This window comes from Cellulomonas sp. A375-1, from assembly GCF_001040865.1.
Lineage (GTDB): Bacteria > Actinomycetota > Actinomycetes > Actinomycetales > Cellulomonadaceae > Cellulomonas > Cellulomonas gelida.
Map to the genome: position 1 here is coordinate 21,279 of NZ_LFKW01000031.1, position 18,422 is coordinate 39,700.

Sequence of the window (18,422 nt, forward strand, 5' to 3'; positions counted from 1 at the left end):
GTCCTGCGCGGCGCGGCGCGGGTCGCGGGCGAGCCGTGCGGGCCGGGGCCGCTGCTCTTCCTGGGTGACGGCCGCCCGGACGTCAGACTCGAGTCCGACGACGGTGCGCGCGTCCTCGTGATCGGCGGCGAGCCGTTCGCGCACGACCTCGTCATGTGGTGGAACTTCGTCGGCCGCGACCACGCGCAGGTCGCCGAGGCTCGCGCGGACTGGGAGTCGCCGTCGCGGGCCGAGCGGTTCGGCGTGGTCGCAGGTCACGGCGACGAGCGGATCCCCGCGCCCGACCTCCCCCACGTGCGGCTCAAGCCTCGCCGGCGCCCCTCAGAGCCGACCGCCGCGCCGACCGCCGCGCCGCCGACACCACGAGAGGACGGGTGACACGTCGTACGCACGACGTGCGGCAGGATGACGCCGTGACGTCGACACCTTCGCTGCCCGCCCGGTCCCAGGTCGTCGCTCGGGCGCTCGAGGACGCCGGGGTGGTGGGCGACGTCGTCGAGCTGCCCGACTCGGCGCGCACGGCCGCGGAGGCCGCTGCGGCGCTCGGTTGCCTCGTCGGGCAGATCGCGAACAGCCTGGTGTTCTGGGCGGACGGGCGCGCCCTGCTGGTGCTGACGAGCGGTCGGCACCGGGTCGACACCGCGGCGCTCGCGCGGCGGCTCGGACGCTCGTCGCTCGAGCGCGCCACGCCCGAGCAGGTGCGGTCCGCCACGGGTCAGGCGATCGGCGGCGTCGCTCCGCTCGGTCACCCGGCGCCGCTGGAGACCGTCGTCGACGAGTCGCTCGCGCAGTACGCGCAGATCTGGGCCGCGGGCGGGACGCCGCACACGGTGTTCCCGACGACGTTCGAGGAGCTCGTGCGGGTCACGGGCGGCGCGGTGCACCCGGTCACGAGCTGACCCGGCGCCCCCGACCCGCGTCCGGCCTGCGGGACCTTCGTGCCGCTCGACGGCCTCTCGCACGGGTCATGCTGGTGGTGTCAGGACGGACGATCAGGACGAGGTGACGCGATGCGGACCGACGGACCCGTGGTCGTCGCACTCGACGGCAGCGACCGCAGCGCCGCGACACTGCGCTGGGGCGTCGACGCAGCCGTGACGCGGCGTGCGCGGCTCGTCGTGGCGCACGTGGTGGCACCCACCGTCGGCCCGTGGACGTGGGCGGGTGCGCCTGCCGTCGCGCCCGACGTCGCGTCGGCCGCCGACGACCTGCGGGTGGTGTGCCGCGAGGTCTCGCGCGCGCACCCTGACCTCGACGTGGCCGCCGTGCTGCTCCAGGGATCGACGGTGCCGACGCTCACGGAGTACAGCCGGGACGCGCAGCTGCTCGTCGCCGGGACGAGCACCGACCAGTCGCCGGCGCTCACGGTCAGCACGGCGCTGTCGTGGCGTGCTCGCTGCCCGGTGGCCCTGGTCCGCGGCGACCTCGGCCGAAGCGGTGCCGTCGTCGTGGGGGTCGACGAGACGCCGGGCTCGTGGTTCGCGGCGGGACTCGCCGCCCGCGAGGCGCTGCGCCGTTCGGCGCCGCTGCACGTGCTGCACGCCCGCCGCGCCGGCCACGGCACCGACGGGCGGGCGACCGCCCTGGACGTCGCCGCCGACCTCGCCGAGACGTATCCCTCGATCACGGTCCGCACGATCCTCGCCGACGGCGACCCCGTGCGGGCACTGGTCGACGCGTCGCGGGCCGCCGGGCTCGTCGTCGTCGGCGCCCGTCGCCTGCGCGGGCGGCGCCACCTCGTCGGCAGGCGTGTCGCGCGCCTCGCCGCCTGTCCCGTGCTCGTGGTGCGCGACGACGTGGTCTGAGCGACCCCCACCGGACGTCCGGGATCTGCGCTTCATCCTGGTATCACGTGGGTCTGCACGACATCCTTCGAGGTGACGCCGAACGGCGTCCCGACGAGGAGGCGGCGATGAGCTACCCCGGGGACGGGCGGCTGCCCGTCATCTACGTGCGCGGTTACGCGGGCGGCCCCTCAGGGATCGACAAGGCGGTCGACGACCCGTTCTACGGCTTCAACGAGGGGTCCGTCCAGGCTCGCGTCGACGGGGACAACCGGCCGCTGTTCCACCAGTTCGAGAGCCCTCTGCTGCGCCTGATGATCGACCACGAGTACCAGCTGCTGGTGCAGGGCGACCAGGAGGCGTACCTGCGGCGTCAGCAGCACGGCACCGTGCCCGCGGCGACGATCTGGGTGCACCGCTTCTACGACGAGTTCGCACCCCACCTGACGCAGGACCCCGCGACGTTCAGCATCGAACGCGCGGCGCAGAGCCTGTTCGACCTCGTCAGGCTCGTGCGCGAGCAGACCGGCGCGCCGCGCGTGTTCCTCGTCGCGCACTCGATGGGCGGGCTCGTCGTGCGCAGCATGCTGCAGCGCGTCATCCCCGACGCGGAGCGGGTCGGCGGGTCGCTCGACGCCGCAGCGGCGTTCGTCGACCGCGTGTTCACGTACGCGACGCCGCACGGCGGCATCGAGTTCGCGGTCGGCTTCGGGTTGCTCGAGAAGGTGCGCGACACGCTCGGGATCCAGGGCGCGGACATGTTCGGTCCGCGGCGGATGCGCGAGTTCCTGACGCCCACCGGCGTCGCCCTGACCGACGAGTTCTCCGCGACCCGCCTCCCGGCGGGTGGCTTCCCCTCCGAACGGTTCTTCTGCCTCGTCGGCACCAACTCGACGGACTACGCCGCCGCGCTCGGCTTGTCCTCGCGCGCGGTCGGGCCGCGCAGCGACGGTCTGGTGCAGATCGAGAACGCGTTCCTCGAGGGTGCGCCGTGCTCGTACGTGCACCGCAGCCACTCGGGCCGGTTCGGCATCGTCAACTCCGAGGAGGGCTACCAGAACCTACGCCGGTTCCTCTTCGGCGACCTCCAGGTCTCGGCCGACCTCACCGGCCTGCACCCGTGGGGCAGCCCGGACGACGAGACCGTGTGGCAGCTCGAGACGCAGATGTCGATCCGCGGCCTGCCCGTGGTGCTGCACGAGCGCAGCACCGCGCACCTGTGCCCGATCCAGATCGAGCGCCCTGCCGGCGGGACGGACGTACGGCCGGTGCCCATCGTCCGCACCTACCTGTCGTCGAAGGCAACGCGTCCCCCCGACCCGAACAACGACGCGGCTCCGATGGAGACGATGCGGCACGTCCTGCGCCTGCGCCTGCTGTCGCTGCGCGCCAAGGGTGGCCTGCTGTCCTTCCTCGACCACCTCGAGCAGGCCGAGGACTGGGCCGACGTGCTCGTGGTCGACATCCAGCTGAGCGAGGGCGCCCCACCTCGCACCTGGGCCCGCTGGGGCTCGGAGCTCAAGGTCCCGCTGCGCGACTGGACTCCCGACCCTGCCACGGACGCACCCCTGAAGGACGAGGAGGTGGCCGAGGGCATCTGGCGGGCATGCGTGCGCCTGCCGGAGAACGCCCGGCGGCTGCTCGGCGACGCCGCGGCCGTGACCATCGAGGTCCAGGGCCGCTCGACCCTGCCTGCCGGCGTACCCCACTGATGATCCCTCCGCTCCTTCGCGCGGGCCGCTCGCTAGTTGTCGACCACGCTGGTGCCGCGCATGTCGATGCCGCTGTCTGCTCCGCGGTTGGTTCGGTATGCATCTGCGGAGCCCGCCCTGCAGGGAGCATCCAGATGTCCGCCCGTACGACGTCCCGCCCCCACGCGCCCATGATCCGCGCTTCCACCAGCTCGTCGTCGTGCAGCACCTTGGCTGCTCCGGCTGCTTCTTCGAGGGTCAGGGTGTGCCCGTCGATCCATGCGTCGTCGCTGCGTAGGAACTGGTGGATGTTCCCACCGCCGGTGTTGTCCGCCCAGACGAGCAGGCGCTGTTGCGAGCCCGGCTTGGTCCAGCACGGTGAGTGCGTTCGCCCCGGCGGGGGCGTCGTACAGCGCTTCCAGGCAGGTGAGGTCTCGGCGGCTCGGGGGCATACTCGGACGTTAGCGGAGGGTGGCGGGCTGTCCCCGTTGTGCACCTGCGGCGCCCCTCGGCCAACGCAGCATTCACATCGTCGGGCTACCACTGCTCGCCGACGACATCCGTGACGCATCGCGTTCGCGCACGCTCCGCCGAGTCGACCCCGGCTGCTACGAGACGACCGACGGTTCCGTCCGGGTCGTGCGCGTCGCCAACCGAGACCCCGAGGCCCCGGAGTGCGTCGGCGCGCTCTGGTCCTGGATAGCGACCCGCGTCACCAAGCGCGAAGCCCTCGCCCACCTGAACTACCGGTCGCCCGCTGCCACGAGCCCGCACTCACGCTGGCTCGTCCCGTGACGGCACACGCCCGGTGCTCGCGGACAGGCCCGCGGGGCGGGCCCGAGTGACGTAGAGGCCGTTCGAGCCGTCCGGTGGCGGGCTCACCTGCACGGCGGTCCGTGCCCTTCGACGCCGACCTGGGTGGTGTTCTGCGCGACCCGTTCGGACCCGTCTTCGGTGTACGTGATCTTCAGCGCTTTGACGTGCGCGTCGTCCAGCGACGTGATCCGCATGCTCTGGATGATCTGCCAGGTCTCACCTGGCGCGATGACGACGTCTTCTACGTCGACCCGACGGTCCCACGCGAGCTGTGACGTGGCGTCGTCGTCCGCTGGTGGGATCGCGCCACCGACGGCGTACCAGTTGCCGCTGCTGTTCTCGAGGATCGCGTACGCGGGCCCGACGTCGAATCCTGCAACGTCTACCGGCTCAACCGCTGTGATGGTGATGTCGTCCGACCCGGTGTTGGTTGCGAACGCTGACCCGAGCGCCCGCGGCCCGTCCATGACAGGGGCGGAGCACACGGTGAACTCCCCGTCGCCTCCTACTTCAAGCGACCCTTGCCGTGGGGCGTGCGCGGTGCACCCGACGCTGGTAGCGACTGCAAGAGCCGCTACCAGCGTCGGTGTGAGGCGTTGCGGGATGTTCACGACTTGGCGATCAGGCGACCGGAGTTGGTCTGCTCGGGTTCGTTGTTCGTCCCGCACAGGCGGAACGACGTCCCTGAGGTGCGCTTGATGTACAGCTTTGTCTGCGAGCTCCATCCGGTCTGCGCGGACAGGTTCATACCGATGAGGCCTTCGAGGGTGACACCGGAGGACCAGTACTGCGCCTTCGTCCTTTCGATGTAGACCGACGCGTTGGCGTACGGGACGCAGTACGACGCGGTGGGCGTGGAGGTTGCTGTGGCCGTATATGAGCCGTTCGGAACCCCGATGGGAGCCACTTGGTACTGGATGACGGGAAGCCTCCCGGGGGACATGAAGCAGTACCGGAACTTGCCGTAGTCCTGGTACTTCTTGTAGATCGTCTTGTGCGCACCCTTCTTGGTGTCGTAGTCCGTACCGGACGAGGAGGAAACCGCGCGCGTACCTGCGTTCTTGAACGTCCCGGACTTGCCTGTGAAGCTCGTCGCGTACCCCAGGGACGACTCCGCTCCCCTCTGGTACTGGAAGTCGGTCGTGACCTTTGACGTCGTGGAGAAGGACGACCCGATGATCGTTGGCCGGTCGTCGTACCGGGCGACGAGCATCGCGCCGCCGCACGACGCCGGTTCGGCGTCCGGGTTGGTGTCCGGGTCGGCGGAGCTGGTGGTCACCTCACCGATCAGTTCGGGCTCGGAGGCGACGATGTCGATGTCACCCTCGACGAGCACCTCGTCGCTGGTGGCGGCCACAGTAGCGACGGACAGGACGGCTGACGCACCGGTGGTGGCTGTGGCGTCCTTACTGGTCGGCGCGGTGACGTCGAAGTTCACGACCTTCTTCGCGGTTCCCACGACGTCCTTGACTGCGGCGGGGTCTGCCACGAGTTCGTAGTTGCCGTCTGTGTCGGTCAGGGTCTTCGCGATGGTGACGAGCTCGACCGTGTCGCCGACTTTGAGGTCTCCGAGTTCGGCGGGCGACGGCCATGCGGTCGCGATGACGGGGACACCAGCACTGGCGTCCTGCACGTGCCCGGCGACGAGGACCGGACCGTCAAGTTCGGTTGACGGTTCAATCTCGGGCAGGTACTCCGCGAGCTGGGTGGCTTGCGCCGGGGTCGGGCCGTCGGTTGGTTCGCTGGGCGCTTGCGCTCCCGCGACGAGAAGTACAGCGGTGAACGCTACCGCTGACAGGTGTGCAATGGGCAGACACATACCAGTTCCCCCTGTGTGCTGGTCTGTGTGACGACGACGAAGTAAACCGCAACCCGCACCCCAGATGACCAGTTTGTCCACAACTGACACTCGCCGGGACGCGCGTCCCGTCACCGCTCCGCCCCTGATCGAGCACGACCGCACACCCGCCCACACGAAGACCACAGGCCGGCCGCCCTACACCCACGAGCAACGACCGACTGGGGCGACGAGCGCACCGACGCGCCGCCGGCACCGCGCTCGTGTGAGACCCTGATCGCAGAGCCCGACGCCGGGCTCCCGGACGAGGGTGCCGTACCCGGACAGCGACAAGACGGCCGCATGGAGCACATGATGGCCTGGCTCGTCCTCATCCTGTCCGGAGTCCTCGAGGCCGTCTGGGCGACCGCACTCGGTCGCTCGGAGGGCCTGCACCGCCTCGTGCCTTCCCTCGTGTTCGTGGTCGCGCTCGCGGCCAGCATGGGCGGGCTCGGGTATGCGATGCGCACGCTGCCCGTCGGGACGGCCTACGCCGTGTGGGTCGGGGTGGGTGCGTCCCTGACCGTCGGCTGGGCGATGCTGAGCGGCGCCGAGCCGGTGAGCGCGGTGCGTCTGCTGCTGGTCCTCGGCATCGTCGCGTGCGTCGTCGGGCTCAAGCTCGTCCACTGACCGCCCAACCCACGAGCCGACCGCGTCAGGCCGTCGCCGCGCGTGGGACCTGCCGGGGAGCCTGAGGCGGGCCGACGAACCAGCTCACAGACCGCGCCACGTCGCCCGCGCGCAACCACTCGTGCCGCTCGGACCGCGGGTCGCCGGGCTCGTCCCGCCACGCGACCATGACGTGCTCCGCCGTCCAGCGGACTGCGCGAGCCGGCCGCCACTCCTCGGTGCCGTCGAGCCAGACCACACGGACGATCACGGGGATGTCCCCCTGCGGCCGCACGGGGATCCGCGCGGGCGCCTCACGGTTCGCGACCTCGCGGCGCGGTGCGCGCGGCGCCGAGCGCGGTCCCAGGGTCTCCGGCCGGCCCGCCGGCGTGCTGTCGTCCACGCCCTCACTGTACTCGCACACGTGTTCGAGTCGCTCCCCCGGACGAGCGACGTCCGTGCGACAGGAGGCGGCCCATGGTCGGCGGGGCGCCACCTCGGTGCGATCCTTGGGGCCATGACCCTCCAGGACGGTGGCCCCGCCGACCCGCGCCGCGGCTACGCGCGAGGCCGCGCCACGCGCGAGGAAATCCTGGAGACCGCGCTCGTGCTGTTCGGAGAGGTCGGGTACCACACCGCGTCTCTGCGCGAGATCGCGGCACGCGTCGGCATCTCGCACCCGGGTCTCCTGCACCACTTCCCGAGCAAGGCCGCCCTGCTGGAGGCGGTGCTGCAGCGTCGGGACGACGTCGACGACGCCGCGATGCAGGTCGACCTCGCGCAGGGGGTCGACTACCTCGAGGCGCTCGTGCGGGTCGTCGAGCGCAACGCGGCACGTCCCGGGATCGTGGAGCTCTTCGCGACGCTCTCGGCCGAGGCGACGGCGCCGACCCACCCCGCGCACGCGTACTTCGAGCGTCGCTACGCCGAGGTGCTCACGACCACGACGGCTGTGTTCGAGCAGCACCGGGCGGCCGGGACCCTGCGCGCCGGCGTCGACCCGGCCTCGGCGGCGCGTCGGCTCGTCGCCGTCATGGACGGTCTGCAGGTGCAGTGGCTCCTGGGTGCCGACTCCCCCGCCGACCGCGTGGACATGGCCGCCGAGGTGCGCGCGGAGTACCTGGCGTTCCTCGCCTGACCCGAGCGCTCCGGACGGCGCTCAGGCGTTCGCGCGCGCGACGAGCGCGGCGAGCCCCTCGAGGTCGACGGGCGCGAACCCGAAGTCGACGATCGCGCGCGCCGGCATCTGCAGCATCATCGCGAGCGTCGTCGCATCCAGCTCGTCCAACCCCGGCTCGCCCGGCGGCGGCTCGAGCAGCGGCGCGAGGAGCACCGACCCGACCGGGTGCTCGAGCCACTCGGCGATCGTGGACATCTCGGTGAGCTCGCCCCACAGCGGCTCACCCTCGACCTCGACCTCGACGGCGCCCCGCACGTCGCGCGACGACGCCCCGACCTCGACGACGAACGACCCGCCCTCGACGACCCACCGACGCTGCCCGGCGTGCCAGTACGCCAGGTCGCGCGCCGCGAGCTCGAAGGTGAGCGTCCGCGACCGGCCTGGCTCGAGGGCCACCTTGGCGAACGCCTTGAGCTCACGCACGGGACGCACCACGCTCGCCTGCGGGTCGCGCACGTAGACCTGGACGACCTCCGCGCCGGCGCGGTCGCCGAGGTTCGTGACACGCACCCGCACACCGACCGTGACGTCCGGCCCCACGCCCGAGACCTCCGCCGCGATCTCGTCGTAGCCGAACGTGGTGTAGCCCAGCCCGTGCCCGAACGGGTAGGCGACCTCGAGCAGCCGCGTGTCGTACCACCGGTAGCCGACCAGGATCCCCTCGCCGTACCGGACGTGTCCGTGCTCGCCGGGGAAGCTCCCGAACGCGGGGGTGTCCTCGAGGCGCAGCGGGATCGTCTCGGTGAGCCGACCGGAGGGTTCCGCCGCTCCGGTCAGCAGGTCCGCCACCGCCGAACCGCCGGCCTGGCCCGCGAGCCACGTCTCGAGGATCGCGGCCGCGTCGTCGCGCCACGGCATGTCGACGGCCGACCCGTTCGCGAGCACGACGACGACGCGCGGGGTGACCGCGGCGAGCGCGTGCAGCAGCGCGACCTGGTTGTCCGGGAGCCCGAGCCGGGGCCGGTCGTAGCCCTCGGACTCGTCCTGCGGGGGCAGACCGAGGAAGGCGACGACCGTGGACGCGCTCCGGGCAGCCGTGACGGCCGCGTCGAGCAGTGCCGGGTCGTCGCCCTCGTCCTCGAGCGTGAACCCCGGCTGGAACGCCACGTCCCCCAGGCGGTCGCGCAGGGACGTCAGCGCGTCGTCGAGCCGGGTCGGGTTCACGAGCGACGACCCCGCACCTTGGTACCGCGGCGTCCGGGCGAGCTCGCCGACGACGAGCACGTCGCCGCCTGTGAGCGGCAGCAGCGCGGCGCCGTCGACGGAGTCGTTCTTGAGCAGCACCGAGCCCGCCGCGGCGGCCTCGCGGGCGAGCGCGTGGTGCGCGTCGACGTCGACGTCGCCCGGCTCGGCGAGCGCCGGGAGGGAGCGCGCCACCAGGCGGAGCACGCGGCGCACGGCCTGGTCGAGCACGTCGGGTGCGAGCCGACCCTCGCGCACGGCGGCCACGACCTCCTCGTCGGGACGCGGACCGGACGCCGGCATCTGCAGGTCGAGCCCTGCGGCGAGCGACGCGACGCGGTCGTGCACGGCACCCCAGTCCGAGACGACGAGGCCCTCGAAGCCCCACTCGTCGCGCAGCACGTGCGTGAGGAGCCAGTCGTGCTCGGACGCGAACGTGCCGTTGACCTTGTTGTAGGCGCACATCACGGTCCAGGGCTGAGACTGCGTGACCACGCGCTCGAACGCCGGAAGGTAGATCTCGCGCAGCGTGCGCTCGTCGACGTCGGCCGAGACGCGCATGCGGTCGGTCTCCTGGTTGTTGGCCGCGTAGTGCTTGAGCGACGTTCCGACGCCCTGCGACTGGATGCCGTCGACGAGGGCCGCGCCGATCTCGCCCGAGACGACAGGGTCCTCGGAGACGTACTCGAAGTTGCGACCGCACAACGGGGTGCGCTTGATGTTGACGCCCGGGCCGAGCAGGACCGCGACCTCGTGGGCCCGCGTCTCGCGGCCGAGCGCCTGGCCGACGCGTCGGACGAGGTCGACGTCCCAGGACGAGCCGAGTGCCGCCGCGGTCGGGAAGCACGTGGCGGGCGCTGCCTCGCCGAGGCCGAGGTGATCCGAGGACGCCACTTGCTTGCGGACCCCGTGGGGGCCGTCGGTGACCATGATCTGCGGCACGGCGAGGCGGTCGACGCCCTTCAGGTGCCAGAAGTCCGCGCCCGACGTCAGCGACGCCTTCTCCTCGAGCGTGAGCTCGGCCAGGACTCGTTCGACGTCGAACACCTCGGTCATCCCCGGGCCTCCTCCAGCGGCAGCGTCCCTCGACCCTAGCCGCATCCCTACCACGCGGTAGGGATATGCGTCAGGACACGGGGTCGGCGGCACACTCCGCGCGTGCGGGCTCCGGAGCCGGGTCCGCGGCGCACTCGGCGCTCCCCGGGCCGGTCGCCGGGTCGGCGGCGCACGTGGAGCCCTCGGGACCGGGGACAGGGTCGGCGGCGCAGTCCGACGACGCGGTCACGGCGAGCCGCCCGTCCGGGTCGAGCCGCCGCAGGATCGCGAGCATCAGGTCGGCGAGGCTCGCGACTCCCTCGTCGTCCAGCCCGTCCAGGATCATCGTGCGCACCGCGTCGGCGTACAGCGGTCGGGCGGCGAGGTAGGCGTGCTCCCCCGCGGCGGTGAGGACCGCGTTCGTCGCACGCGCGTCCTGCTCGCACGGCGCGCGGTCGACGAGGCCCTTGCGCTCGAGCCCGGTCACCACGCGGGACAACCGCGGCAGCGTCGCGTTCGTCCGGCCGGCGAGGGCTGACAGGCGCATGCGGTACGCCTCCGCCTCGTGCAGCGCCTCGAGCAGGCTGAACTCGAAGGACGTCAGGCCGACCGGTCCGAGCTGCTTGTCGAGCGCGGTGGGCAGGAGCTCGAGGAGCGCGTGCAGACGCGCGACGGCGACCCGCTCGTGCCGGAGCAGGTCGGCGCTCCCCTCCGCCTGGCGCTCGGGGTGCACGTCGGAACGCTCGGCGCGGCGCAGGTCGGCGATGCTCATGCAGCCAGCGTACCAACAACTTGCACCTACAACCATCGTGGTCTACTGTCTCAGTTGTAGATACAACCAACCGGCGTCCGTGATCCGGGGCCGAGCAGAGAAGGAGCATGACGGTGACCACGTTCTCCATCATCGGGACCGGCAACATGGGCAAGTCGATCGGCGGCGTCCTCGCCGACGGCGGCAGCTCCGTCAAGTACGTCACCCACGACGAGGTCGGCACCACGCCGCTCACCGGCGACGTCGTCGTCCTCGCGGTGCCCTACCCTGCCGTCGACTCCCTCCTGGACGCCTACGGCGACCAGCTCGCGGGCAAGGTGGTCGTCGACATCACCAACCCTCTGAACTTCGAGACGTTCGACTCGCTCGTCGTGCCCGCCGGCTCGTCGGCCGCGGCGCAGATCCAGGCCAAGCTGCCCTCGAGCACCGTGCTCAAGGCCTTCAACACCAACTTCGCCGCGACGCTCGCCGCCAAGACCCTCGGCGGTGTGCCGACGACCGTGCTCGTCGCGGGTGACGGCGACGCGGCCAAGGCCTCCCTGGTCGACGCGCTCGTCGCGGGCGGCGTGCAGGCCATCGACGCCGGCTCGCTCGCGCGGGCCCACGAGCTCGAGGCGATCGGCTTCCTGCAGCTCACGCTCGCCGTGGGCGAGAAGCTGCCGTGGACCGGCGGCTTCGCCGTCGCCCGCTGACCCCTCCCCACCCGTCCGGCCGGGCCCCACGGCCCGGCCGGCCCCGTCACCAGGAGTCCCGCACCATGACCACGCCCCTCGACCAGCCCGCCGCCACGAGCGACGACTCGGTCATCAACCCCGACACGTCGATGGACGCGGTCACGCTGCACGTCGGTGACCTCGAGCGGATGTCGACCTACTACTCCGACGCGTTCGCGATGGAGCCCATCGAGGAGCGCAGCCGCGGGCGCCAGGTGCACCGGGTGCTGGGCCGCGGGACCACGCCGATGATGCGGCTCGTGCACACGCCGGACCTGCCGGGTGTCGACCCGCGGGCGTCGGGGCTGTTCCACACGGCATTCCTCTTCGACGACCAGGCGAGCCTCGCCGCGACGGTCTACCGCGCCGCACAGGACCCGCTGAGCCGGTTCGTCGGCTCGAGCGACCACTCGGTCAGCGAGGCGTTCTACTTCACGGACCCCGAGGGCAACGGGATCGAGCTGTACACCGACCGGGACCGCAGCCTGTGGCTGCACGCGCGCGGCCAGATCATCATGGACACGACGTTCCTCGACCCGAACGACTTCCTGCGTCGTCACCTGACGCAGGAAGCGCTCGACGCCGGGCCGGAGCTCGCCGGTCGGGTCGGGCACGTGCACCTGCAGGTCGGCGACATCGCCCGCGCGGAGTCCTTCTACGTCGACGCGCTCGGCTTCGAGGCGACCATGAAGGAGTACCCCGGTGCGCTCTTCGCCTCGGCGGGCGGGTACCACCACCACGTCGCGATGAACGTCTGGAACAGCCGGGGTGCGGGGCCACGGGCGTCGACGCTCGGCCTCGGCGACGTCGCGGTGACCGTGCCGGGCCGGGACGACCTCGACGCGCTCGCGGCGCGCCTGCGCTCGCGTGGCGTCGTCTTCGCCGACGACGGTCGCTCGATCACCGCGCACGACCCGTGGGACACGCAGGTCACGGTCTCGCTGCCCGGCTCGACGACCGAGGACGTCCTCGCGCGCTGAGCCCGTCCGCTGCCTCGATCGTCCCGGGCGCGTTCGTCGGCGGCGGGCGGCAGAGCGATGCCTGCGCCGGGCACATGCCCGTGCGAAGGTGGCGGGCATGGACCAGGGTGTCGAGGACGTGCGGGCCCGGTTGCTCGCGCTCCGCGCCGAAGCCGTCGAGCGAGCGGCCGGGCTCGGCGCGACCAAGTCCGACCTCGTCGCGGCGTCCTGGGGCACCAACATCGACGACGAGCACGACCCTGAGGGCCAGACCATCGCGTTCGAACGCGCCCAGGTCGACGCACTCGCCACGGATGCGCGCCTCCGGCTCGCGGAGGTCGACGCGGCGCTCGACCGTCTCGCCGCGGGCACGTACGGCACCTGCGCCGTCGGCGGAGAGCCCATCGACCCCGCCCGGCTGCTGGCACGTCCGACCGCGACGACGTGCGTCGAGCACGCGCAGCCGCCGTCCACCACGCGACGCAGGGACCGCTGAGCCGCCGCGTCGTCTGGTCCGCTCGGCCGGTCAGGGCGAGGCGACGAGCGCGTCGAGCCCGACCACCGGGACGACCGACTCGGCGGCTCGTACGAGCTCGGGGTCGGTGGTCACGAGCGCGTCGGCCTGCAGTCGGGCGACCGCGAGGTACTCGGCGCGGTACGTCTGCGCCCACCCGAGCCGCGCCGCGATCTGCCACGCGGTCGCACGCGACACCCGGTCACCGAGGAGCCGGATGCGCAGGCTCGCGATCCCTTCCAGCAGCCGTCGCCCCTCCGGTTCGGTCAGGACGCCCCGCCGGACCTCGTCGTAGAGCAGCGCCAGGGCGTCCGAACGCAGGAGGTTCGGTCCGACGAGCTGGTGCTCGGGTGCGACGGTCAGCGCGTCGCGGACGACCGTGATCGCCACGGCCGCGTCGATCGCGTAGCGGGTCATGCCACGCAGCGTGCCACGGACGTCCGACTCACGACGATCGTCGGCCCGACGGGCGAGCTCAGCCCGTCGGTTCGTCGCCCGGCACACCGACCGTCGGCGCCGCAGTCGGCGCCTGCTCCTGAGCGCGCACGATCCGGTCCTGGAACGCGGAGACCGTCGCCGCGTCGACGACTCCCGTCACCGGCACGCCCAGGTCCTCCTGGGCGCTGCCGAGCGCGGCTGTCAGGGCATCGGACCACTGACCGTCCACCGGCCCGTCCCAGTACCCCGCGAGCATGAGCGTCTGCTGGAGGGCGGCCGTGCTGACCATCGTCTGCTCGGCGTCGGCGCTCCCGAGCGAGTCGACCGTCGCCTGGAGCGCAGCGGCCGTCGCCTTGTCCACCGTGCCGGTCTGTGGGAGACCGTTCGCCGCCTGGAGCGACTCGACGGCCGCGACGGTCGCGGGCCCGTAGACCCCGTCCACGTCCTGCGTGTAGTACCCGGTGGTCGCGAGCGCCTCCTGCAGCGCCGTCGTGTAGGCGCCGGCCGCAGCGAGCGCGTCGGCCTGGACGTCCTCGGGGAGGCACCCCGACTGCACCAGGAGCTCGAGCCAGGCGGTCTCGAGAGCCACCGCCGCCGCGTTGAACTGCTCCGCCGCGTCAGTCATGGGTGTCTCGTCCGTGATCCCCGCCTGCATCTGCGCGAACTCGTCCTCTGCCTGCTCCACGCGGGCGACCGTCGCCTGCGGGACTGCCGTCGGTGCGGTGGTCGCAGGCGCGCTCGGAGTCGGTGGCGGCGTGCTGGAGGCCGTCGCCAGCGCACTCGCGAGCGCGTCCCACGCGTCGGCCAGCTCCGCCTGGGCCACACCGACAGCCTCGCGCGCATCGACCGCCGCCCTCCCGGCGTCGACCGCCGCGGCGGAGGGCTCGGCCAGGTCCCGACCCGCGTCAGTGACGTCCCCGACCGTCGGCACCGTGTCGTGCAGGACGTCGCCGTACCGGTCGAGCGCGGCGACGTAGTCGGCGCTGGCCGAGCAGAACGCGTCGGCGGTGTCCGTGGCGGCCGCCTCGGCGTCCGCCAGCGCCCGCTCCTTCGCCCGGACCTCCTGCTCGGCCCGGGCGACCGGCGACTGCGCGCTGCAGCCCCAGACGCCCGCCACGGCGGAGGCGACGACGACGGCGACGACAAGTCCGCGGACAGCACTCACGCGGCGATCGTCCGACGTCCGCCTCGTCGCCGGCCCCACCCGGTGCGGGTAGGACGCACGAAGGTCCCACGGCCGGGCTGGTCCGCGAGGCTAGCGTCGAGCAGCAAGACGCACCCGCCTGCGACGACGAGGGAGTCTGGCATCAGCACCGCGAGCATTCCGGCACCTGCGCACCGACCCGCTGATCGGGAGCGCGGGCGCGGCGTCCCGCGTGCCGAGCGGCTGCGCCGTCCGAGCCGGTCGACCCTCGGCCTCGTCCTCGGGCCCGTGCTCGCCGCGCTCACGGCCTGGGTGGTGCCGGACATGGCGCCCGAGGCCGCCGGTGCCCCGCAGTACGCCGGAGCCGTGACCGCGGCGACGCTCGTGCTCATGGGCGTGTGGTGGATGACCGAGGCGCTGCCGCTGCCCGTCACGGCCCTGCTGCCACTCGTCGTCCTGCCCGTCTCCGGCGTCGCGACCATGCACGACGTGGCGGCGCCCTACGCGAACAAGGTCATCTTCCTGTTCCTCGGCGGGTTCGTCCTCGCGATCGCGCTGCAGCGCTGGGACGTGCACCTGCGCATCGCGCTCACGGTCGTGCGCCTCGTCGGCACCGCGCCGCGCCGGCTCGTGCTGGGCATGATGACCGCGACCGCGCTGCTGAGCATGTGGGTCTCCAACACCGCCACCGCGGTGATGATGCTGCCGATCGGCATCTCGGTGCTCGCCATGCTGGGACGCGGACGGGGCGGCGTCGACCCTCGCCTGTCGTCCGCGCTCATGCTCGGCATCGCGTACGCAGCGACGATCGGCTCGTTCGGCACGATCATCGCGAGCCCGCCCAACGCGCTGCTGGTCGGCTACCTCTCGGAGACCTACGGCGTCGAGATCGGGTTCGGGCAGTGGATGGCCGTCGGGCTGCCGCTGTCGATCGTGTTCCTGCTGCTCGCCTGGCTCGTGCTCACGCGCGTCGTGTTCAGGTTCGACCCGGCGCCTCTGTGCGAGGACGACGAGGTCGTGCGCACCGAGCTACGGCGGCTCGGACCCATGGGCCCCCCGCAGCATCGGGTCATCGCGGTGTTCGCGCTCGCTGCCGTCTCGTGGATCGCGCTGCCCTTCGTCTGGCCCGGCACGCCCGTGACCGACGAGGTCGTGGCCGTCGTCGTCGCGATCCTGCTGTTCCTGCTGCCCTCGGGCTCGGACTGCGGCGGGCGCATGCTCGACTGGTCGGACACCCGCGAGCTCCCGTGGGGCATCCTGCTGCTGTTCGGCGGCGGGCTCGCACTCGCCTCGCAGATCACCGCCTCGGGCCTGTCGGTGTGGATCGGCGAGCGCGCGCACGGCCTCGACGGGCTGCCGACCGTGCTCGTGGTCGCGGCGGTGTGCGCGCTGACCGTGCTGCTCACCGAGTTCATGTCGAACACCGCGACGGCGGCCACGCTCCTGCCGATCATGAGCGGCGTCGGCGTCGCGCTCGGCTACGGCCCGCTGCTCCTCGCCGCGCCCGTCGCGCTCGCCGCGGGGTGCACGTTCATGATGCCCGCGGCCACGCCGCCGAACGCGATCGCGTACTCGTCGGGCTACGTGCGCGTCCCGGACATGCTGCGCGCGGGCTTCCCGCTCAGCGTCTCCTCGATCGTGCTCGTGACGCTGACCGTCACGACCCTCGCCCGCTGGGTGCTCGGTGCCTGAGATCGCAGCCGCCGCGCCAGCCGTTCACGCGTAGGAGAACGCGGGCGGGAAGACCAGCACGACGATCGCAGCCCACACGGCGTAGACCACCAGGTAGCGGGTCTGCCAGCGTTCCACCGCGTCGAACGTGCCGTGGGCACGCAGGAACCGCCACAGCAGCCAGCCGGTGCCCACGAGGTGCACGAGCAGCACCACGTTGAGCCCGAGTGCCGCGGCCTTGTTCGCGGTCCAGCCCGCGTCGGCGATCCGGGACGCCATCGCCGTCAGTGCGACGACGTCGACGGCGAGGGCCGTCACGACGAGGCCGAGCTGCAGCCAGTCGAACGGCCCGCCCGCCGTGATGGGGTCGCGCGCGCTGATCGCGTAGAGCAGCAGCGCGACCACGAGCAGCAGGATCCCGTCCATCAGGACGAGCAGGCTCCGGTCCACCGCGGTGAGCGGACCGCCCGCCAGCAGCGCGACGAGTGCCGCGACGAGCAGGCCGAGCGTGAGCGGTGTGAAGACGCGAGTGAGGACGGGCGCCATGTTCTCCACGACGCTCTGCTTCGCCTCGACGAGCCAGGCCGCCACCAGCAACGCCCCGGGCACCGCGAACGGCAGGAGCCAGCTCTGGACGAACGGCTCGGCGTCGATGCCGACGACGTCGAACGTGGCGAGCAGCAGCCCCGTCAACAGTCCTCCACCGAGCGCGAGGAGCGTGAAGTAGACGACGAGCTCGCCCGTGAAGCGCACGAAGTCCATGCGACGCGCGTGCTCACGCCACGCGCCGCCTGTGTAAGCGACGCCGAGCAGCAGCCACAGGAGCACCGGCAGGTGCGTCGCGGCCAGCACCGCGGTCGTCGACAGCCCGACGCCGGGCTCGTCGGCGAAGAACGGGAACAGGTTCACCACCACTGCCAGAGCGGCGGCCATCACGGCCAACGCGCCGGCGGCCCGCGCGGGCAGACGGCGCGACCAGGCGAAGTAGGCCGCGAGAAAGGGCAGCACGGCGAACGCCACGTTGAGCGCGAAGCGTCCTTCGTCCTCGAGCACGAGCAGCCACCGCACCGCGATCCCCGCGCCCACGGCGAGGGCGATCAGCACGCCCAGGTCGCGCCAGTGCCCGTCGGCCCGCGACGGCCGGGACGGCGGGAGGACGAGCTGCTTCCAGAGTCGCTCAGAGTGCGCGCGGGCGAACTCCCGCGAGACGTCGTCGAGGTTGCCCATCCGCCGCACCGCCACGAGGAACGCCTCGTCGTCGTCCAGGCCTGCGGCCCGCAGGTCAGCGATCCGGCCCCTCAGGTTGTCCTCGAGCTCGGCGGCGTCGCCGGTCGTGATCGCCTCGCGCCGCAGCACCCACGCGCGCCACTGGTCGATCTGGTGCTCGACGCCCGGCCGCCCGTCCTCGGTCACGCCCAGGCTCCCGCCGCGCCCGGTCCGCGGACCGTGCTGAGCACCTGGTGCAGCGCGTCCGTGACAACCGCCCACTGTGCCTGCCGCTCCTCCAGGACCTGCCGCCCGGACGGGGTCAGCGCGTAGTGCTTGCGCTTGCGCCCGGCGTCGGAGACGCCCCACCGGGCGCTGACCCAGCCGTTGCGCTCGAGGCGGTGGAGCAACGGGTAGAGCATCCCGTCGGTCCACTGCATGCGGCCTTGGGACAGCTCGGCGACCCTCTTGAGGATCGCGTAGCCGTGCAGGTCGCCCTCCGCGAGGATGCCCAGGACCAGCGGGGTGGCGGACGCCGCGACCAGGTCCTTGTCGATACGCACGTCGCTCCCCTATACCTTGATCTCCTAGGGGTGCATACCCTAGCACCGCTAGGTACGGTGCAGCGGGGTCTACCGGTTCGGCGACGGCTCTCGGGTCGCGGTAGGACGGTCGTCGTCGCGGCTCCGGTCGTAGACGAGCCCGCGGGCGGTCACGCGCGCGCCCGCCGCCGGAAGGTGCGCGGTGAGGCGCCCGTCATGACCGAGGTGCTGCACCGGCACGTCGTGCAGCAGGACGCACACGTCACTGATGAGCCGACGGTGGCATCGCCACCAGAGGCTCTCGCTGCACATCACCGCGGTCCGGCTGG

General features: G+C 72.4%; 19 protein-coding genes and 1 riboswitch. Of the genes, 10 read left to right on the forward strand and 9 right to left on the reverse strand.

The genetic code is table 11. The annotated features are described in order from the left end of the window. The 4 genes from CWIS_RS19185 to CWIS_RS03105 all read left to right on the forward strand — a co-directional run. On the forward strand, positions 1-378 hold a 378-nt coding region (locus CWIS_RS19185; RefSeq protein ID WP_304413433.1), incomplete at its 5' end, for a pirin-like C-terminal cupin domain-containing protein. A gap of 35 nt (positions 379-413) precedes the next feature. Further along, positions 414-899 (forward strand): YbaK/EbsC family protein, encoded by a 486-nt coding sequence (locus CWIS_RS03095; RefSeq protein WP_048341768.1) that lies wholly within the window; start codon positions 414-416, stop codon positions 897-899. A gap of 111 nt (positions 900-1,010) precedes the next feature. Continuing rightward, positions 1,011-1,805, forward strand: coding sequence for a universal stress protein (locus tag CWIS_RS17400; protein WP_053071514.1), 795 nt, complete (start codon positions 1,011-1,013; stop codon positions 1,803-1,805). Positions 1,806-1,912: 107 nt separating this feature from the next. Next, entirely contained in the window at positions 1,913-3,496 is a 1,584-nt protein-coding gene (locus CWIS_RS03105; protein WP_048341832.1) for a triacylglycerol lipase, read from the forward strand. 857 nt (positions 3,497-4,353) lie between these two features. Here CWIS_RS03105 and CWIS_RS03110 read toward each other — a convergent pair. After that, positions 4,354-4,902, reverse strand: a complete 549-nt coding sequence (locus tag CWIS_RS03110) for a hypothetical protein (RefSeq protein WP_156186526.1) — start codon at positions 4,900-4,902, stop codon at positions 4,354-4,356. Beyond that, entirely contained in the window at positions 4,899-6,191 is a 1,293-nt protein-coding gene (locus CWIS_RS03115; RefSeq protein ID WP_197080746.1) for a hypothetical protein, read from the reverse strand. The genes CWIS_RS03110 and CWIS_RS03115 overlap by 4 nt, the downstream gene beginning before the upstream one ends. 177 nt (positions 6,192-6,368) lie before the next feature. After that, a riboswitch (guanidine-III (ykkC-III) riboswitch) is annotated at positions 6,369-6,434 on the forward strand. 9 nt (positions 6,435-6,443) lie between these two features. Here CWIS_RS03115 and CWIS_RS03120 point away from each other — a divergent pair. After that, positions 6,444-6,758 (forward strand): multidrug efflux SMR transporter, encoded by a 315-nt coding sequence (locus CWIS_RS03120; protein WP_048341833.1) that lies wholly within the window; start codon positions 6,444-6,446, stop codon positions 6,756-6,758. A 25-nt stretch (positions 6,759-6,783) separates the two neighbouring features. Here CWIS_RS03120 and CWIS_RS03125 read toward each other — a convergent pair whose 3' ends face one another. Beyond that, complete coding sequence (locus tag CWIS_RS03125) at positions 6,784-7,140, reverse strand: hypothetical protein (protein WP_231583645.1); 357 nt, start codon at positions 7,138-7,140, stop codon at positions 6,784-6,786. 114 nt (positions 7,141-7,254) lie between these two features. On the opposite strand from CWIS_RS03125, the gene CWIS_RS03130 reads away from it, so the two are divergent. Further along, complete coding sequence (locus tag CWIS_RS03130; RefSeq protein WP_048341771.1) at positions 7,255-7,875, forward strand: TetR/AcrR family transcriptional regulator; 621 nt, start codon at positions 7,255-7,257, stop codon at positions 7,873-7,875. A 21-nt stretch (positions 7,876-7,896) separates the two neighbouring features. Here CWIS_RS03130 and CWIS_RS03135 read toward each other — a convergent pair whose 3' ends face one another. Then, a complete protein-coding gene (locus tag CWIS_RS03135) occupies positions 7,897-10,155 on the reverse strand; it encodes a glycoside hydrolase family 3 C-terminal domain-containing protein (protein WP_048341772.1) in 2,259 nt (752 codons plus the stop codon). Between the two features lie 70 nt (positions 10,156-10,225). Beyond that, complete coding sequence (locus CWIS_RS03140; protein WP_082156169.1) at positions 10,226-10,906, reverse strand: MarR family winged helix-turn-helix transcriptional regulator; 681 nt, start codon at positions 10,904-10,906, stop codon at positions 10,226-10,228. Between the two features lie 113 nt (positions 10,907-11,019). On the opposite strand from CWIS_RS03140, the gene CWIS_RS03145 reads away from it, so the two are divergent. The 3 genes from CWIS_RS03145 (at position 11,020) to CWIS_RS03155 (ending at position 13,074) form a co-directional block, all read left to right on the forward strand. Then, positions 11,020-11,598 (forward strand): NADPH-dependent F420 reductase, encoded by a 579-nt coding sequence (locus CWIS_RS03145; RefSeq protein ID WP_048341836.1) that lies wholly within the window; start codon positions 11,020-11,022, stop codon positions 11,596-11,598. A 65-nt stretch (positions 11,599-11,663) separates the two neighbouring features. After that, positions 11,664-12,599, forward strand: coding sequence for a VOC family protein (locus tag CWIS_RS03150; protein ID WP_048341773.1), 936 nt, complete (start codon positions 11,664-11,666; stop codon positions 12,597-12,599). Between the two features lie 97 nt (positions 12,600-12,696). Next, positions 12,697-13,074, forward strand: a complete 378-nt coding sequence (locus CWIS_RS03155) for a TraR/DksA C4-type zinc finger protein (RefSeq protein ID WP_048341774.1) — start codon at positions 12,697-12,699, stop codon at positions 13,072-13,074. Between the two features lie 30 nt (positions 13,075-13,104). Here the strand turns inward: CWIS_RS03155 and CWIS_RS03160 are convergent, their stop codons facing one another. Together CWIS_RS03160 and CWIS_RS03165 are read right to left on the reverse strand one after the other, a co-directional pair. Next, positions 13,105-13,509 carry a type II toxin-antitoxin system VapC family toxin gene (locus CWIS_RS03160; protein WP_048341837.1) on the reverse strand — a complete coding sequence of 135 codons (405 nt, stop codon included), beginning with the start codon at positions 13,507-13,509 and terminating at the stop codon, positions 13,105-13,107. A 58-nt stretch (positions 13,510-13,567) separates the two neighbouring features. Then, positions 13,568-14,695: a peptidoglycan-binding protein gene (locus tag CWIS_RS03165; RefSeq protein WP_229747517.1), complete on the reverse strand. Its 1,128-nt coding sequence runs from the start codon at positions 14,693-14,695 to the stop codon at positions 13,568-13,570. Positions 14,696-14,962: 267 nt separating this feature from the next. On the opposite strand from CWIS_RS03165, the gene CWIS_RS03170 reads away from it, so the two are divergent. Next, entirely contained in the window at positions 14,963-16,366 is a 1,404-nt protein-coding gene (locus CWIS_RS03170; protein ID WP_197080747.1) for a DASS family sodium-coupled anion symporter, read from the forward strand. Positions 16,367-16,390: 24 nt separating this feature from the next. Here the strand turns inward: CWIS_RS03170 and CWIS_RS03175 are convergent, their stop codons facing one another. Beyond that, positions 16,391-17,758: a permease prefix domain 1-containing protein gene (locus CWIS_RS03175; RefSeq protein WP_048341776.1), complete on the reverse strand. Its 1,368-nt coding sequence runs from the start codon at positions 17,756-17,758 to the stop codon at positions 16,391-16,393. Next, positions 17,755-18,114, reverse strand: coding sequence for a PadR family transcriptional regulator (locus CWIS_RS03180; RefSeq protein WP_048341777.1), 360 nt, complete (start codon positions 18,112-18,114; stop codon positions 17,755-17,757). The genes CWIS_RS03175 and CWIS_RS03180 overlap by 4 nt, the downstream gene beginning before the upstream one ends. Between the last annotated feature and the right edge of the window lie 308 nt (positions 18,115-18,422).

Bases quoted from the DNA above. Each gene is read 5' to 3' on its own strand.
- CWIS_RS17400 (WP_053071514.1), top strand. From the start codon at position 1,011: ATGCGGACCGACGGACCCGTGGTCGTCGCACTCGACGGCAGCGACCGC.
- CWIS_RS03105 (WP_048341832.1), top strand. From the start codon at position 1,913: ATGAGCTACCCCGGGGACGGGCGGCTGCCCGTCATCTACGTGCGCGGT.
- CWIS_RS03120 (WP_048341833.1), top strand. From the start codon at position 6,444: ATGGCCTGGCTCGTCCTCATCCTGTCCGGAGTCCTCGAGGCCGTCTGG.
- CWIS_RS03130 (WP_048341771.1), top strand. From the start codon at position 7,255: ATGACCCTCCAGGACGGTGGCCCCGCCGACCCGCGCCGCGGCTACGCG.
- CWIS_RS03135 (WP_048341772.1), bottom strand. From the start codon at position 10,155: ATGACCGAGGTGTTCGACGTCGAACGAGTCCTGGCCGAGCTCACGCTC.
- CWIS_RS03140 (WP_082156169.1), bottom strand. From the start codon at position 10,906: ATGAGCATCGCCGACCTGCGCCGCGCCGAGCGTTCCGACGTGCACCCC.
- CWIS_RS03150 (WP_048341773.1), top strand. From the start codon at position 11,664: ATGACCACGCCCCTCGACCAGCCCGCCGCCACGAGCGACGACTCGGTC.
- CWIS_RS03155 (WP_048341774.1), top strand. From the start codon at position 12,697: ATGGACCAGGGTGTCGAGGACGTGCGGGCCCGGTTGCTCGCGCTCCGC.
- CWIS_RS03160 (WP_048341837.1), bottom strand. From the start codon at position 13,509: ATGACCCGCTACGCGATCGACGCGGCCGTGGCGATCACGGTCGTCCGC.